The organism is Streptomyces sp. NPDC104309 (assembly GCF_055584025.1).
Genome location: NZ_JBVJMV010000020.1, coordinates 70,444 through 87,414 on the forward strand (window position 1 = coordinate 70,444; position 16,971 = coordinate 87,414).

Below are 16,971 nucleotides of genomic sequence, written 5' to 3' on the forward strand. Positions count from 1 at the left end.
GCTTGGTATGTCTCTACGGTTTGATGAGTCCCGTGATGTTGACGACGATGAGCGTTCCCTCGCCGACGTTCTTTCGGTCGAGTTCGAAGTGTAGTTCGCTGCCCATGTTCCTGTTTGTGGGGCCGTCCATCATCCGTAGGTTCTGCCACCAGTCGCCGCCACCTGTCTGGATCTCGATGACGTGATCGGGATCCATGGACTCGAACCGTTTCATGACGCGCATGTGCAGGTCGCTTCCCCGAGGTGAACCCATGTGTTTCAGATAGTTGTAGAGAGCCGCTCGGACGCTGTTCTTGTAGCCGCTCGTGATGTTCGGGATACGTACCGCCTCCGCTACGGACGGGCGTTGGGCGTACTCTGCAACGGATTTCACGTTCGGCTTCTCTCCGGACTCCAAGGATGCCTTCAAGGACTTGCTCCGGTTCTTCCCCGGGTTCTTGATGGCTTTCCCGCTCTTTCTGCTTCGCTCTTCCCTGTCCTCCCTTTCCTGGTCCGTTTCCTCGCGTGTGGTGCTCCTCCTGGACAGCTCGCCCCGTTGTGAAGCACTGGCCATGTCGGCCGCTTTCCGGGAAAGCGCCACGTAGTCGGGCATCTTGCTCTCGTCGTACGGGAGATCGACCTCGGTCGACTGGGTTCGGTCCACCGGGGGTGCCGACTTCTGTTTCTGCACTTGTGAGCCGGTGATGGCCAGAGCAGCCTGGGTGTCCTCCGGGCGTTCGTACTTTCCTCCCGGCCATCCCTGCCAATGGTCCGGGCCCAGCAAACCGTACTGACCGAGAGATTCACGCCTTGCGTATTCCTGTTTCACTCGCCTTTCCGCCTCCCGGATGATCAGCATCTCCTCTCGGTAGGTGTCCGAGTAGGCGGTGTCGAGCTTGTTGAGTTGTGCTTCCATGTCGGCCATGAAGGCCGGGATGCTCGAATTCCCCCGGAAGAGCATCCACTCGTCGAGAGTGAAGTTCAGCGCCTCGTCCAGGCGCTTCTTGCGTTCGGGCTTCTCGTTGAGCTTGTTGTCGAGGGCGACCTTGACGTCACTTGTGTTCTCGACCTCGCCGGAGGGGTTCAGGACCGCCTCGACGGCCCCCCTGCCCTGGCCCTCCGCCGTCAGGCTGGTCAGGCGGTACCAGACACGAAGCGCGGCCAGGGCCACGCCCACCACGGGGCGGCTGCGCTTCTTGTCGAGCAGGCTCCGCACCTTCGGCCGCAGACGGGCAATGATCTTCTGGAGGCGCGCGTCCTTGGACTCCTTCGAGTCCTCGTCCTTCTTCCGCCTGTCCTTGTCCGGCTCGGACTTGGGCCGGCCCGGGCCGCTCCGGTCGTGCTTGGGGCCGGTCCTGCCGGGGCCCCGCCGATCAGGTTTCCTCTTCGGCCCGGGCTTGCCCGAGCCGTCCGTCTGCGGCTTCTCCTTGGGCCTCGGCTTGCCCGGGCCGTCCTTGCCGTTGTCCTTCGGCTTGTTCGGGTCCTGGTCCTTGGACCGGGCCGGAGTGTCCTTGCCGTCGTCCTTGGGCCTGGTCGTGCCGTCCTTGCCGCGCTTCGGCTTGTCCGGCGTGTCGTTCTTCGGTTCCGCGGGACCGTTCTTGTCGTTCTTGGGGTGGGCCGGGGTGTCGTCCTTCGGGTGCGGCCCGGAGGTCTCCGGGTCCTGCTTCGGCTTCGGGCGCGGCTGCGGCTTCGGCTGGGGCTTCGCGGACGGGGTCGGGCGGGTGTCCGGCTTGTCGTCCGTCTTGTCCTTCGGCTTGCCGGGGGCGTTGGTGGTCTTGTCGGTGCCCGTGGGCCTCTTGGGGTCCGCGCCCTTGCCTGCGGTCGGGGCCGTCGTGCTCTTCGGGGCGTTCGCGGGCTGGTCCTTGTCGCCCTTCCTGTCGCCGCCCTTGCCGCCGCCGTCGTCCGAACCCGCGCCTCCCGGGCCCTTGCCGCCGCCCTTGTCCCCCTTGCCCTTGCCCAGCTTGGCGGCGACACCCTTCAAACGCCTGCCGACCTTGGCGACGTACTTGCCGATGCCGTTCATCAACGCCTGGTAGAGGACCTCCAGGAGCGCGACCACGCCGGACGCGACCGCCTTCGCGAAGAGGAGACCCGCGCCGCCGCTGCGGACGAGCTTCAACCAGTCCAGGACCATGGACAGCGCGCGCAGGATGGCGCTCAGAGCACCCCACGCCGTACGGATCGCGTCGATCACCGCCAGGGCCCAGCCGGCGCCCGGAATCAGTTTGGCGATGACCTTGGTGATGACCAGTTCGCCGATGATCAGGGGGAGTTGGGGGACGACCGCGTCCCACGCCTCCTTGACGATCTTCTCCAGCGTGAAGCCGCCGCCGACCAGCTTGTCCAGGATCGCCTTCGGAACGCCGATGATCTCCTGGATCTTGTCCTTGAACCACTGCTTGACGGCGGACGACACCTCTCGGAAGAGATGGTTCTTCGCTCCGTCAACCGCGGAGTTCTTGGCCCCGCTCAGCCAGCCGCCCGGGTCGGAGAGGAAGTCGACCGCGATCAGCATCCAGTCGCCGAGCGCGCTGAGCAGCTTCGAGGCGAAGTCCAGGACCGCCTTCACGGCGTCCACGACTGCCTTGACCGCGGCCTGGAGCATCTTCTTGAGGATGTTCAGGATGTCGCTCAGGAGATTGCCGATGGCGTTCAGCAGCTCGGTGGTGATCCGCTTCAGCGCGGCGGCGAGCCGGTTCACGAGTGCGATCGCGGCGGCGATCAGCGTAGTGATCAACTTCCGAATGCGGTCGGCCAGTTCGATGACGGCCCGCACCATGTTCTTCGCCAGCTCGATCAGGTCGTCGATGAGGTTCTTGATCGTGTCGACGATGAACTTCCGGGCCTCGTTGATCCAGCGCTCGACCGTCTCCTTGAAGTGCTTGATGAACCCGACGACCGCTTCCCGCGCCGCCCTGATGACGCGGACGATCGCGTTCTTGATCTCGATGACCTTCTTCTTGATCCAGTCGAAGGCCTTGCTGACCCAGTTGCCGGAGTCCTTGACGCTGGTGTCGCGCTGGTTCTCGGCGTCCTTCTCGGCCTTGGTGTTCTCGTCCTGGATCTTCTTGTCGCCGTCCTGCTTCTCCTTCGTGACGTCCTTGTCGGTCTTCTCCTCCTTGTCCTTGACGTCCGCGCGGACCTTCTCGTGCCGCTCGGTCTTCTTGGTGCCGAGCTTCTTCAGCTCCCCGTCCTGCTCCGTACGCCAGTCGGCACGCTGTGAGGTGACCTCGGCCAGGGTCTTGTCGCGCTCGCCCGCCTGGCTCCTGGTATTGGTCTCGACCTCCGCGTCGACCTTCTGCCTGTGCTTCTGCTGGGAGTCCCGGAAGTCCCTGTCCTTGGTCTGCCGTCCGTCGGACATGGCCTTCCGGCCCGCGCCGAACGCGTCCTGGAACTGTGGCCCGCGTTCATGCTCCGCCACCTCGGATGCGGCCTCGGGCGGTACGGCCCCGGTTCCCGCGCCGGCATCGGGCGCACTGCCCGCGCCGCCTTGAGCCCCGGGCACCTTGGCCCGCATCTGCTCCTTGGGGACATCGGGATAGACCTGGTTCTCGCCCATCGGGCGCCCGGCGTCGTCGCGCCCCGTCGCCACGGCCTCCTGGCCCTTGGCATCGACGGCCGAGCCCTGCTCGCCCGCCGTCCGCTCGGCGTCGCCCTGCATCCGTACGCCCGGTGCGTTGCCGGCCTGGGCCTTCTTGAGCGCCTCGTCCTTCGTCGGCAGCCCGGCGAACTTGGCGGCGAGCTCCTGCGCGTCCACCTCGAAGCCGAGCCAGCTCGCCACCTTGCCCAGGCCGAAGCCCAGGGCCATCTTGAAGGTGTCCCAGCCGCCCGGCTCCTCCGCCTTCTCGGCCTCGATCTGGCCCTCCGGATCCTTGGCGCCCTCGACCTCGGCCTTCTCCTGCTCGGGCGCGTCGGACTTCTGCGCCGGGTCCTGCGAGTACTGGCCCGGGGCGTCGGCCCTCGGCTTGCCCCGGAGCGTCTGCGGCGCGCCCGCCGGCCGCGCCATCGACGGCGGCGCGGCGGCGAGTGCCTTGTGTTCGTCGCCGACCGTGCGGTCCACCGAGCCGCCGACACCCGACATCGCCTCAAGAGCCTTGTGGGGCTTGAGCTTCGAGGCCGTGGAGAGTCCCGCCTCCGGTGACACCGTTGACACATCGGGGGCGGGAGCCGAGTCCTTCTTGCCTCTGACCGGTGCGGCGGCGCTCCCTCCGCCCCCTCCCGAGCCTCCGCCGCGCGGCCCCTTCGCAGCGGGCGATGCCGTGGGAACCGAGGCGGCCTTCGACGCCTTCGCGCCGTTCTGCGCCGGCGCAGGCGGTGTCTCGGGAGCCCTCGGGGGCGGCGGGGCGGGCGTGGACTCCCGCACGGCCGGGCGACGGTCGCCGGAATCCTGCGCCGCACCGCCGTCCGGCGCCCCGCGCTCCGCGCCGTTGCTCGCGCGGCCCGGCGTATCGGCGTTGGACCCACCGGACACGTGGGTGTCCCGCGCGGGCGAGGGGGACTGCGCGTCCGCCCCCGCGTGGCCGGTGTCCGAGGCTGTCGGGGCAGCGCCCGACGTCGACTGCGCCGCTCCGGCCGCGGTCCCGGACGCCGCCGACTGACCGGCCACCGCCTGCGGAGTGCCCTTCGCCTGTGCGCCTCCCGACCCGTCGCCCGCGGCGGGAGTGCCCTTCTCCTCCTTGGCGGCGCCCTCCTTGGCGTCACCGCCGGCCGCGGCGGAGCTCGCGGGCGCCTCCTGCACTGCCATCTGCGCGGCGACGGGACCGGCCTTCGGATCGTCGCCGCTCTGCGGGTCCCTCGACGCCGGGCCCGCTGTCGTCGGCGCGTCGGCGGCCCGTTCGAGGGCGAGGCCGCCCGCCTGCCCGTCCCCCGGCGCGCCACCGTCCGCCTCGGCCGGCAGCTCGGTACCGGAGGCGGTCTCGGCACCGTCTTGTTCGGGGCCGGCGTCGGCCGCCGCGTCTTCGGCGTCCTCCGCGTCCCGTTCGGCCTGCACCCTGTCGGCCTTGGTCACCGGGGGAGCGGGGAACGACGGGGCAGCGGGCGACGTGGCCGACGAGGGGTCGAGACGGTCCGCGGTCGGCACGCCGGACACATCGAGGTCCTGCGCCGGAAGGAAGTCCTCGGCCTGGAGCTCGACATCCCAGGCGCTCTGCTCACCGCCCCCGACGTCGACCTCCGACTCGTTGCCGGCGCCGAACGGGGCTTCTTCCGCCTTCTCCTGCGGGCCGCCGAGGTCCTGATCACGGACTCCGTCGAGCGTGCTGGACGCGCCCGGCAGCCGGGTGTCCTTGCCGGATGCCGTGCCCGAACCCTCCGGCTGCTGCGAGCCCCGCTTGTCCTCCGGCTTCAGCTGCCGGCCCGCCACGAGCGAATCCACGGCTCCCGGACGGTTCCTGGCTGCGGACTCCTCCTCGCTCGCCGCCGGAGCGCCGTGCTGTTCCGTCCCTTCCCCGCCCCGCGTGCCCGACTCGGAGCCCGCGCCCTTCGTCCCGGCGCCCTGCGGGACGCTCGACGCGGCACTCCCGCCCCCGGAGTCCCCGTTCGAGGGCGTGGGCGCGTCCTGCCGAGGCGCGGAGACCGGTGGCGCCGGTTGTTGTGCCCCGGCAGCCGGACCGCCGCCGCTCTCGTCGGTCTCCCTGGCGCCCCCGCCCTGCTTCCGGTCCGGTCGATCGCCGTGCGGAGCGGTCCCGTTCCCGGCCGAGTCGCCGTCGCCACGCTGCGCGACGCCGCCGTTGCGCGGCGTGCTGCCGGGCGCGCCCTGCGCGAGGACGGCGTCCTTCTCCGGACCGGGCGCCGCACCGGGGCGCCGTGATTCCTCCAGGCGTTCCTCGGCCGAACGTTGTTCGTTCTCCCGTTCGAACTTCAACTCCTGGGCGGAGTCAGGCTCTCCGGCCGGGGCGTCGTGGGAGTTCAGCCCAGGGTCATCGCCGGTGCCGGGCTCGTCGGTGCCCTCGATCTCGTCGACGAGATCGAGGATCCGGTCGTGCTCCGAGCCAAGGAGTCTGTCCTCCAGATGCTCCAGTACGCCGTCGAGCAACTCCGCTGGCAGACGGGCGAGTTGCTTGCGTGTACGTTTCGACAGGTCCTCCGGATCGCCGCGCAGTGAGCGCACGACCGAGTTCGTCAGCCGGTCCACGAGGGTCGCCGGGTCGATCCGCTCCATGCGACTGCGGTCGGCGTCCACCGTCGCGTACCGGAGCCAACCAGGCGTGGCCTGGCCTTCGTTCACCTCCGGGACCACCCCAGTGGTCTCGCCCGTCGAAGGGCGTACGAGGTCCTGCGCCGCGGTTTCCGCCTCACGCTCGATCGCCTGCTGCGGCAGGCTCACCGCGCCCAGGTCGCGTCCGGCCCGCAGCGCGCCGAGGCCGTGCGGGTTCTGCACGGTGTGCAGGAGTTCATGGGCGAGCAGTCGCTGCCCCTCCGCGGTGCCCGGGAGATAGGCGCCTTCGCCGAAGAAGATGTCCTGGCCGACCGCCACGGCATCCGCGCCCAGCAGCTCGGTGAGCGCGCCGGAATCCCGGTCGGTGTGCAGACGTACGCGACCGAAGTCGTGGCCGAGCTGTTCCTCGAGCTCCCTGCGCACTCCGAGGTCGAGGGGCTGCCCGGCGCCGCTGACCATGTCCTTCGGCTCGGGAGTACGGGACTTGCCGGCCCGCTCCTTGCGCTTGCGGCGGCGCTGCTCAGCGGTCTGGTCGGTCTGTGCGTCCTGGACCTGCGAGGTGCTCAACGCGTCACCTCCCCACGGCCCGAGAGCCCCGCGTGAACCGCACGCGCCAGTTCCTGGCCCAACCGGCGCGCGGAGAGACCCGCGGGCAGCGGTGGCAGGCCGGTGAGCGTGTCCAGATTCTGTCCGCCGTCCGCGGCGACCGGGACTCCTCGTTCGCGTACGAGACGGGTCAACTCCCGCTCGAACGAGGCGGACACGCGCTCCGGATCCACGCCGAAGCCGTCAAGCACCAGTTCGCCGACGTCCACCCGGATCGCGCGGGGCAGCCGCTGATCCGTCGCGTGCGCGCCCCGCTCTCCCGTCACACCCATCCGCGGACCTCCGAGGGAGTCAGCGAGCGTTCCAGCTTCACGTACTCGGTACGGGCCGCGGCGAGCATGTGACGCATCTGCAGCCGGTCGCCCTCCTCCGCGGCGAGGAACGCTCCCGACAGCGCGATGTTGCGGATCGAGCCGCCCGCGACGGTGAGCTGTGCGAGCAACTCGGGGTCGATGCCCTTCGTCGGCGCCTGCGGCGGCAGCACCCGGCGCCAGATCTCGGCACGCTCGTGCTCCGCGGGGAACGGGAAGTCGACGACGAAGCGGATACGGCGCATGAACGCCGTGTCCAGGGCCTTCTTCATATTGGTGGTGAGGATGGCCAGGCCCCGGTAGGCCTCCATGCGCATCAGCAGGTAGCTGACTTCGAGGTTGGCGTACCGGTCGTGGCTGTCCTTCACCTCGCTGCGCTTGCCGAAGAGGGCGTCCGCCTCGTCGAACAGCAGCAGGGCGCCGCCGCGTTCGGCCGCGTCGAAGACCTTGCGCAGGTTCTTCTCGGTCTCTCCGATGTACTTGCTGACGACCTGCGAGAGGTCGATGACGAACAGGTCGAGACCCAGTTCCCTCGCCATGACCTCGGCGGCCAGGGTCTTGCCCGTGCCGGACCCGCCCGCGAACAGGGCCGTGACGCCGAGTCCGCGGCGCAGAGTGGCGGCGAAGCCCCACTCCTGATGGACGGTCGCGCGTCGGCGCACATGCGCGACGATCTCGCGCAGGGTGCTGGTCTGCCGCTCGTGCAGCACCAGGTCGGGCCAGCCCGCCTCCGGTTCGATCCGCCGACCGAGACCGTCCATGCCGACACGGGCCTCGTCGAGCCCCGCCCGCCAGGCGAGCGAGGCGGTGTCCAGCTCGTCCTCGCGAGGCAGAGCCCGGCGCACGGCTTCGGCCGTGGCGCGTATGACGTGTGGAGGAAGCTGGAACTGCGCGACCAATGACCGCAGTTCGCCCTCGTCGATGTCGGGCACGTCGTCGAACGCATCGGTCCAGAGCCCGAGCTGTTCCTCGTCGCCGAGGTGCGGCACGTTCACGCGACGGCCGCGTGTCCGCTCGGTCGGCCGGGGGTCGGGACTGGATACGACGACGGGGACGGCGGCACCGGCCAGGAAAGCCTCCGTCGCCGCATGCTGGTCGCGGTCCAGCTCGCCCACCTCGACCAGCAACGCGGCGGGCAGCAGGATCGCCTCGCGCTGCCACAGCCGGGCGAGGAGGTCGCGCTGCGCGGGGTCGGTGGGAATGTCCTCGGCGCCCATCGCGTACAGGCCGAGCCCGGAGCGCGCCGCCGCCGCGGCGGCGATGTCGGCCCGGCTGCGCAGGTCCCCTCCGACGACCTCGACGAACAGCGGCGCGCCGGGCCGCGTCGTTGTCGTCCAGCCCGCGGTGACGTCGTCCACGGCGATGTCGTACGAGGGCGGCAGCCCCTCCGGGACGGGATTGCGCCGCAGTTGGCCGTGCAGTCGGGTGTCCAGATACGGGGAGCCGAGCAGGAAGTGCAGGATCCGCTCGTCGAGCCGCAGCCGGGACCGGGTGAGCCGTGTCTCGTCCGCAAGGTCGATCATCCGCCACCTGCGCAGCGGCGCGACCGGGGTCAGAGCGCTCCAGTGCGCTTCGTCGAGTGCGGCGAGCGCCAGCGAGAAGGTGGGGTACGCCCGCTCGGGATCCCCGCAGGCGGCGGCGCAGCGCGTGGCCGTGGTGGGGTCCAACTCGTAGGCGGCGGTGAGCAGTACGAGGTCCCGCTCGAAGGGAGTGAGGCCGAAGCAGGAGGTGAGGGCGTCGAGGGGCGCAAGGTCCGGTCCTGTGACCACCGAACGTGCGGGGACGGGGGCGGGGGCGGTGTCGCGCGGCCGGCTCCGGCCGGAGCGGGTCTCGGCGGTGAGATCGGTGGGGGACTCGCCGTCGGGACCGGCTCCGGCCTCCGCTCCCGCCCCGGCTCCCGTTGCGTCGCCGACTCCGACCCTGGCCTCGATCCCGGAGCCCGCTCCGGCTCCGGCATCGGCTTCGGCCCCGTCATCGGCGTTCGGCGCGCCTCCCGGTGCGGCGGCCCGTGTCGCACGGGCCGCGTGCTCGTCGACCAGGGTGAGGACGCGTCCAACCTCCGTGAGCAGCGTCAACCCGTCTCCCGCCGCGTCCGTCCTTCGCGTATTCATGTCCTCACCTGCCCCCACTCGCTCGCACCGGACCTCAGCGCTCTTCGCCCTCGGCGCTGCCCGGCTCGGTGGCGGGAGCGTCCGGGGCGGTGCGCCTGGCGGTGCCGGCGGTCGATTTGCGGGCGCGGGCGGGTGCCTTGGCGGCGGCCTTCGCGGGCCTCTTGGCCACGGTCTTCGTGACAGTCTTCGTGCCCGCCCTGGTGCCGGGCCTACTGCCGCTCTCGGTGCGGGCCCCGGCGTCAGGCTCCGTTTCGGGATCCGCGCCGGCCTTCCCGGACGTCCGGTCGGCGTCGTCCCCGGCCGGCGCGGCCCCGGCGGCCGGGCCGGGAGGCACCGGCGCACCAGGAGCGCCGAAGGGCAGCACCCGAACTGTGCTCCGCTCCACCGGCTGCGCCTGCAGCGGCGTCCCACGGCCCTCGATGAGGACCAGCGCCGCCTGATAGGTCACTGACAGTGTGTACGGCGTCTGGTTGAGCATGCCCCACAGCTTCGACGTCTCGTCGATGTCCATGACCGTCGGCACGAAGCGCACACGCTGCTCGGCGCCGACCAGGTCGCTCCCCGCCAAGTAGGGCCGCTCCCCGGCCTGTTCGATGATGTCGCGAGGAAGCACGGGGATCTCGTGGAGCGTTCGCACCACGCTGCCGATGAGCCGCTGCCCGACCAGTTCCGTCTCCTCGCCGTACGCGCTGATCACGAAGTTGAGATCGAGGGCCGCGGCCGGGCGCTTGAGTAACTTGCCGTCCGGCGCGCGAGTGGCCAGATCGTTGTTGCGTTGTGAGGTGTTGGGCGTCGTCTGGTACAGGAAGACCGTGATGGTGGGCTCGGCCGGCGGATCGGCGGGCGGCTTGCGCGTCTCGACCTTGACGGCCATGTCGATCTCGGGCTGAAGGTTGGCCTCGATCAGCAGGGCAAGGGCCTGGGTGACGTGGGCGATGGCGAGTGCGTTGCTCATGGCGTCAGTTCCTCAGTCCCTGATCCGTGGTTCCTGATTCCGCGGTCGCTGATCCGGAGATGCCCGGCCCCCCGGCGCGCCGCCCGGCCGTCCTCGCGTCGCTCATTCGCGCCCCCGCACCAGGTACTCCTCCAGGCTCACGGTCGCCGCGGCCCGCCGGGCCGTGCGCGTCCGGCCCCGGTCGTCGCCCGAAGGCGAAGGGGCCGCCGTCACCTCAAGACGGCCGATCTGCACGTGCACCACCTGCTCGGTGCCGCGCCCCGACCTCCTGCCCGCCGTCTGCCGCACGGCATCCCGCACCGCAGCCGTATCCGCCGCACTGGGCCGCAGGGGCGCGGATCCGGTCGCGGAAGCGGTGCCCGTACCCGGAGGAACGGGCAAGGGTGCCACGCTCCGGGACTCGGGTACGTCCGCGCGGGCGCGTGCGGCCCGGCGCCCCGCCTCGGGCACGGACCCGGTCCTGGGTGTCGGTGTGACGGCTGGCCGCAGCAGCGGCGCCGTCGGGATCTCCCGCTCCGTCGTGTGGGAGACGGGGCGTGCGGGCGGTGCCACGGGATCGGTGCGTACGACGGTCAGCTCCCGGTCCGTGTGCGAGTGGACCTCGCGGGAAGCCGGTGGCTTCGCGAGCTCGTCCCGGTCGGCCGGTCCGTGGGGCGCGGCCGGCCACGGGGACACCCGGGTCTCCGGCTCCCCGGCGTGGACCGCCTCGACCCGTTCGAAGGGTTCGGCGAGGCGGGGCCGTACGCGCACCACGCCGGGGCGCGGTGCGATGCCCGGCGCGTGGCGGGCGAGCAGCCGGTCGAGGTGGTCGGGGGCAGCGGCGTTCTCGGGTGCGCGCCCGGAGTATTCAGACATCCGCACACAGCTCCAGGTAGTAGCGGCGCCGCAGCGGGCTGAGCGCCAGGATCTCGGGCTCGCTCCACCCGTACGCGGCGGCGAGCAGATGGACGTCGAGCAACAACTCCCTTGCCCAGGCGTCCAGCTCTGTCCACAGGTAGGAGGCGATGTCCAGTTCGGCGCGGGTCGCCGCGCCGCAGTCGGGGCAGGTGACACCGATCGTCACATCCGCCCCTGGATCGGCGGCCTCAGCGGCATCGGCGATCCGCCGCTGTACGGACGCCGGTAGCAGATCGGCCAAGGACGTTCCCCGCACGGAGGTACCCGAGCCACCGGGCACGCCCTGACCGGCGGGTACGCCTTCCCCGGCCCGAACCTTGCCTCCGGCATCACCGTCCGTTCCGGCGCGCGCGCCGGTCCCGGCATCCACGTCCGTCCCGGCCCGCGCGTCCTCCCCGTCGCGTACGACCGAGACGACACAACGGTCGAGCAGGGCTCCCCGGGCGTCGGCGTGCCGGGCCGCGACCATGACGTCGGCGGCGGTCGGCACCCGGAACTCGACCACCCAGCCGTCCTCGACGATCCGCAGGGGCGACGCGTCGGGCGCGGGCATCGACCGGGCGAACTTCCCCGCGTCCAGGTCGAATTCCATGTCCGTCCCGCACGACCCGCACTCCAGACGCACCTGCATCCTCTCGCCGAACAGGTCCCGGCGCAGTGCGAACAGATCGGCCTCGCGCGCACCCACCGGCAACGACAGCAGTGCCTCGCCGTCGCCGCCGGTCTCCGGGCGTGCCGCCTGGTGCAGCAGCAGGGCACGGCCGTCGAAGGACCGGTGGAGGCCGGCCTCCCAGGTGGTAAGGAGCTCGGTGGTCCGAGCGATCGCCATGTGCGTCCCCGTTCCTCCCGACCGCGCGACTCGCTCCTCGCGTGGACCGGGCGTTCAACGTGCTTGCGGTCAGGCAGGATTGAGGAAGGACGGCTCCTCGGGCTCCGGTACCTCGTAGTCCCGTTCCCAGCCCTCGCATTCGAGCTTCAGGCTCTGGATCGCCACCGCGTTGGCGTTCGCGTCCAGCTCGCCCAGTACCTGGTACTCGCTCGGCCAGGTCCGGTAGAGCTTGTGCGAGACGGCCACCTGGCCGGCCTCGTTGAGCACCTGGATGACGATGTCCTTGCGGAAGTCCGCGAGCGACACCTCGGAGCCGAGTCCCGCGCCGACCTGCCAGACCTTGTTGGCCCAGCGGTCGAACTCGGGGTCGTGCGTCACACCGCGCTCCAGCGTGATGCCCTCGAACTCGGAGCGTCCCGGCGATTTGCGCGGTGAGCTCGGATCGCCTCCGTGCCGGTGCTTGACGACCTCGGTGGTCCGCTTGAGCGGACTGACCTTGCTGATGCCCGCGACCGTACGACCGTCCCACAGGACCAGGAACTTGAAGTTCTTGTACGGATCGAAACGATGGGCGTTGACCGTGAACTCAGCCATCGAATTTCCTCGGAATTCCTAGAGCTCGAACTGCCCGGACGTCTGCTGGACCTTGACGATCACGAACTCGGCGGGCCTGACCGGTGCGATGCCGACCAGGACGTTCACCACGCCGTTCGCGATGTCCTCGTCCGTCGTGGTGTCCTTGTCGCACTTGACGAAGTACGACTCGCGCGGCGTGTTGCCCTTGAAGGCCCCCTGACGGAACAGCGTGTGCAGATACGAGGAGGCGCTGAGGCGGATCTGCTGCCACAGGTTCTCGTCGTTCGGCTCGAACACGACCCATTGCAGTCCGCGTTGCAGACTCTCCTCCACATGCAGGGCGAGCCGCCGGACCGGCACGTACTTCCACTCGCTCGCCATGCCTTCGGAGCCCTCCAGCGTGCGCGCCCCCCACACCAGCGGGCCCACCATCGGGAAGGTGCGCAGGCAGTTCACGCCCAGAGGATTGAGCAGCCCGTTCTCACGGTCGGTCAGCTGGACCGTCAGAGAGCGCACGCCTGCGAGGCGCGCCTCCGTCCCGGCCGGGGCCTTCCACACCCCGCGTTCCGCGTCCGTACGGGCGAACACGCCTGCCACCGCGCCCGACGGCGGAAAGGAGCGGAGCCGCCCGGTCAGCGGGTCGGTGAGCTGCAGATGAGGGAAGTACAGTCCGGCGTGGTTGCCGCGCACCGCGTCGAACGCAGACAGGCCCGCGCGCGCGCCGTCCACGCTGCCCCAGCTGCCGGGTGCATCGACCAGGAGGAAGATGCGCTGCTGCTCGCACAGGCGCTGCGCCGCCGAGACGACCGTGACCATGTCGTCGGTCGACTCGTACGCCGCGAGCTCCGGCAGAGCCAGCAGATTGACATCGGCGACGTCGCGCAGCGCCTGGATGCCGGTCTTGTCCGTCTCGCTGCCGATCAGGTCGCGCGGGCCGGGCGCCTCACCGTCCTCACCGCCGCCCAGGGGGAACACGGGCGGATTGACCGAAGCCTCCAGTCCCAGGTCGTTGGCGCACTCGCCGACGAAGCGGACGACGTCCGCAGGGTCGGTGGAGCCCGCGACGACCTGAAGACGCCGGCCGAACGCGGTCACCTCGGCGCCCGCGAAGGCATGCCTGCCCGGAGCGTCGGGCAGGGCGCGCAGCTTGCGTTCGAGAAGGAGCGCCAGCTCGGTGACGGTGCACGGAGCCTCGCCGTCGCGATCCGGGTCGTACAGCGTGAATTCGCGCTCGACGTCGCCGATCTTCACCGTCAAGTCGACCGTGAGAGTGGGGAGGTCATGTCCGAACGGCTTGGACACCGTGCCCGACGGGTCGGGTCGGCCCTCGCCGACGACATCCACACGGATCAGTCGTGAGGCGGTGTTGACCGCGGTCGGAACGTAACGACCACCGGCCGGATCCAGGGAGAGGCCGGTGAAGGATTCGCGGGCCTCGCCCCTGGCGTCGTACACCCGCAGATTGAACGTCTCGTCCGGTTGCGGTGTGTCGTAGTCGACGGCGACACGCAGGCCGTTGCCCCATACGCCGGGCTCCTTGGCGTGCACCTTGAGGGCCGCGCACTCGCTGTGCCCCTCGGTGGAGTCGAGAGTCAGGCAGGCGGCCTTGCCGGTGGCCGCCTTCGCGACGCGCACGATCACGGCGATGGTGCCGCCATTGCCGAAGAACTGGTGCACCGCGTAGCCGACGGCGCTCTGTGCGCTCAACCCGCCGAAGCGGCGCTCGAACTCGGTGAAGCTCGTGATCCGCACCGGCTCGTTGAGCGGACCGCGCCGTGTGTGACCGACGAAGGCGGTCGCCGAGGTGGTCACGGCCGAGATGGTGCGGGCACTGCTGGGAAGCTCTTCGACGTAGACGCCGGGATAAGTCGGCTTGGCAGCGCTCGCTGCATTCGTCGGCATTCCCCCTCCTATCCCTTCTCAGGCACCGGGTGAAGACGCCAGGAGACGTACAGAGGAAGACGGTTCGTCAGCGGGTCCCACCCGCTACGGCATGCGCGATCGCTCGGGCCCCGTGGTCACCGGACCCCTCGGTCGCACGCGCTTCATCAGTTTCCCCCGTCAGTACCCGGGCGGTTGGCCGTCCGGGGCAAGCAGTCCGCTTGTGACTCCTGATGCATAGGTGCTCACTCCACTCTGAAGCTGGGAGAGTTGAGAGGGCAAGGTCTGTTCGGGTCACCTCGGGGGGAGGTCCTGTGAAGTGGATGTTCACGGAGTGCGTACTTCGCTTCCGCCCGAATCCACGACGCCCGGAGATCGGCGCACCCGACTCCTCGCCCGTGCCCACGCCGACGGTCACCGCCAAAACCCGACTGACGTCGCGGCCCAACTCCTTTATCGTCGACCTGATTCCTGACGAAGACCTCGTTCGGCCAGGGCGAGGGGCCATGACGTGGAGGACAACTGTGCGCTACCGCGAGCTGGGACGCAGCGGAATGTCCGTTTCCGAGATCGGATACGGCGCCTGGGGTATCGGTGAGTCCAGCTGGGTGGGTGCCACGGAGGACGATTCCGTACGCGCCCTGCATCGCGCCGTCGACCTCGGGGTGAACTTCATCGACACCGCCCGCGGCTACGGCGAGAGCGAACGGATCATCGGCCGGGTCGTCCGCGAGCGGGCCGGTGGAGAGGTGTTCGTCGCGACCAAGGTGCCGCCGAAGAACGGAATGTGGCCCGCGCCCGAAGGGCTGGACCCGGCCGCGGCGTTCCCGGGTGAGCACATCCGCGACAGCCTGGAGACCAGCCTCCGGGTGAGCGGCCTGGACCATTTCGACGTGTTGCAGTTCCACGTATGGAGCGACGACTGGGTCGGCCGCGGCGACTGGCTGGAGACCATCGCCGAACTGAAACAGGCGGGAAAGATCCGTTCCTTCGGCGTCTCCGTCAACGACCACCAGCCCGAGAGCGCGCTGGCACTTGTCCGCAGTGGTGCCGTGGACAGCGTGCAGGTCATCTACAACATCTTCGACCAGGCGCCCGCCGAGGAGCTGCTGCCGACCTGTGCGGAGCACGGTGTCGGTGTCATCGTGCGGGTGGCGCTGGACGAGGGCGGGCTGACCGGCCGGATCAACGCCGGGACGACGTTCCCCGAGGGCGACTGGCGCAACCGGTACTTCCGCGACGACCGCCCGGCACAGGTCGGACAGCGGGCGGCCGCGATCGTCGCCGACCTCGGCATCACCCTCGACGAGCTCGCTGAGCACGCGCTGCGGTTCGTACTGAGTTCGACGGCGGTCTCCACCGTCATCCCCGGTATGCGCACGGTTCGCAACGTCGAACGCAACACGACCCTGAGCGACGGGCGTCCGCTCACCGCCGACCAGCTCGCCGTGCTGGCCAAGCACCGGTGGCAGCGCAACTTCTACTCCTGACCCCGGGGAACCGCCGGCCACCCCTACCCCTCATACTCCAGAGCTACGCGGAAGGGTCACCCTCCGGCGGGACGCCGGCCACGAGGCGTGATGCATAACTTCGGTACCGGAAGCACGAGAGATTTCTGGTACGGAAGGAACCATCTGCCATGGCGTCCCGCCCCCGCAGCAACCGCCTGCGTCGCGTCCTGCTCGCCGCACTCGTCGTCGCCTCGGTGGTCGTTCCGGTGTCCGGCACGGCCGGGTCCGCCGGGGTACCGGCGCCCGCCCCGACTGTCCGGGGCCCGCTGCGCTCGGCCGCCCCGGCCGCCCTCGCCGAGCGGTACGCCGCGACCCGCGCCGACATCGGGGCGGCCGCGCGGGCGGCCGACAGACACGGCGACCGGAAACGCGCCGACGCGCTGCGCGTCATGGCAGAACCCGGGCGCCACCTCCTGTCCTTCGACGGCCGGGACGGCGGCCGCACCGTCGAGGTCGTCGGTGACCTGTCCCGGGCCGATCGCATCGCCGTGCTGGTCCCGGGCGCGGGGACCGGTGTCGACAACTACTGGCGTCTGAAAGGCGGTGCCGACGCGTTGCGGAGGGAGCTGGGCGACCGCTCCGCAGTCATCGCCTGGCTCGGCTACGAGACACCGGCCACGGTGAGTCCGGCCGCGGCGACGTCGCTTCGGGCCGACGAAGCGGCACCCCGACTGCGCGCATTTCTGGGCGAGTTGAAAGAACTCAAGCCGACCGCTCGGACCGCCCTGCTGTGCCACTCGTACGGCTCCGTCGTCTGCGCACGGGCAGCGGCCGGACTTCAGGTCACGGACATCGTCCTGTATGGCAGCCCCGGCGTCGGGGCCGACGACGTGACGGGGCTGCACACTCCGGCCGCCGTCTGGGCCGGCCGGGGGAGCGACGACTGGATCGCCGACGTGCCGCACCTACGGCTGCGACTCCCCACCGTGGACGTGGGTTTCGGTGCGGACCCGATGTCCGAGGACTTCGGAGCCCACACCTTCGACGCGGGCTCCTGTGGCCACAGCGACTATCTGAAGCCGGGTTCCTCGTCCCTGAGGAACATCGCCCGGATCGTGGACGGACGGGCCCCGGGTGCTTCTCATGCCTGATCGACGCGATGCGGCACGCGCCGGGGCCGAGATGCCGCATTCCGCCCAAATCCTGGAGGACAACTCA

10 protein-coding genes are annotated in these 16,971 nt (G+C 70.3%); 2 read left to right on the forward strand and 8 right to left on the reverse strand.

Translation table 11 applies throughout. The annotated features are described in order from the left end of the window. Positions 1–13: 13 nt before the first annotated feature. The 8 genes from ACZ68L_RS27100 to ACZ68L_RS27135 form a co-directional block, all read right to left on the reverse strand. Positions 14–6,703 (reverse strand): eCIS core domain-containing protein, encoded by a 6,690-nt coding sequence (locus ACZ68L_RS27100; protein WP_469581415.1) that lies wholly within the window; start codon positions 6,701–6,703, stop codon positions 14–16. Then, the gene (locus ACZ68L_RS27105; protein ID WP_469581418.1) at positions 6,700–7,014 is read right to left on the reverse strand and encodes a hypothetical protein; all 315 of its coding nucleotides are present in this window, start codon (positions 7,012–7,014) and stop codon (positions 6,700–6,702) included. Before ACZ68L_RS27105 ends, ACZ68L_RS27100 begins: the two co-directional genes overlap by 4 nt. Next, positions 7,005–9,164 carry an ATP-binding protein gene (locus ACZ68L_RS27110; RefSeq protein WP_469581421.1) on the reverse strand — a complete coding sequence of 720 codons (2,160 nt, stop codon included), beginning with the start codon at positions 9,162–9,164 and terminating at the stop codon, positions 7,005–7,007. Before ACZ68L_RS27110 ends, ACZ68L_RS27105 begins: the two co-directional genes overlap by 10 nt. Positions 9,165–9,198: 34 nt before the next feature. After that, positions 9,199–10,119 carry a Pvc16 family protein gene (locus ACZ68L_RS27115; protein WP_469581424.1) on the reverse strand — a complete coding sequence of 307 codons (921 nt, stop codon included), beginning with the start codon at positions 10,117–10,119 and terminating at the stop codon, positions 9,199–9,201. Positions 10,120–10,221: 102 nt separating this feature from the next. Then, the gene (locus tag ACZ68L_RS27120) at positions 10,222–10,974 is read right to left on the reverse strand and encodes a hypothetical protein (protein WP_469581427.1); all 753 of its coding nucleotides are present in this window, start codon (positions 10,972–10,974) and stop codon (positions 10,222–10,224) included. Continuing rightward, positions 10,967–11,845 (reverse strand): T4 family baseplate hub assembly chaperone, encoded by an 879-nt coding sequence (locus ACZ68L_RS27125; RefSeq protein WP_469581430.1) that lies wholly within the window; start codon positions 11,843–11,845, stop codon positions 10,967–10,969. The genes ACZ68L_RS27120 and ACZ68L_RS27125 overlap by 8 nt, the downstream gene beginning before the upstream one ends. A 69-nt stretch (positions 11,846–11,914) precedes the next feature. Beyond that, positions 11,915–12,439, reverse strand: coding sequence for a phage tail protein (locus ACZ68L_RS27130; RefSeq protein WP_067023001.1), 525 nt, complete (start codon positions 12,437–12,439; stop codon positions 11,915–11,917). A gap of 18 nt (positions 12,440–12,457) precedes the next feature. Beyond that, entirely contained in the window at positions 12,458–14,323 is a 1,866-nt protein-coding gene (locus ACZ68L_RS27135) for a phage tail sheath C-terminal domain-containing protein (RefSeq protein WP_469581433.1), read from the reverse strand. A 503-nt stretch (positions 14,324–14,826) separates the two neighbouring features. Between ACZ68L_RS27135 and ACZ68L_RS27140 the strand changes: the two genes are divergently transcribed. Both ACZ68L_RS27140 and ACZ68L_RS27145 read left to right on the forward strand, forming a co-directional pair. Then, positions 14,827–15,792 (forward strand): aldo/keto reductase, encoded by a 966-nt coding sequence (locus ACZ68L_RS27140; RefSeq protein ID WP_469581546.1) that lies wholly within the window; start codon positions 14,827–14,829, stop codon positions 15,790–15,792. Between the two features lie 149 nt (positions 15,793–15,941). Next, positions 15,942–16,904, forward strand: coding sequence for an alpha/beta hydrolase (locus tag ACZ68L_RS27145; protein WP_469581436.1), 963 nt, complete (start codon positions 15,942–15,944; stop codon positions 16,902–16,904). Positions 16,905–16,971 lie beyond the last annotated feature (67 nt).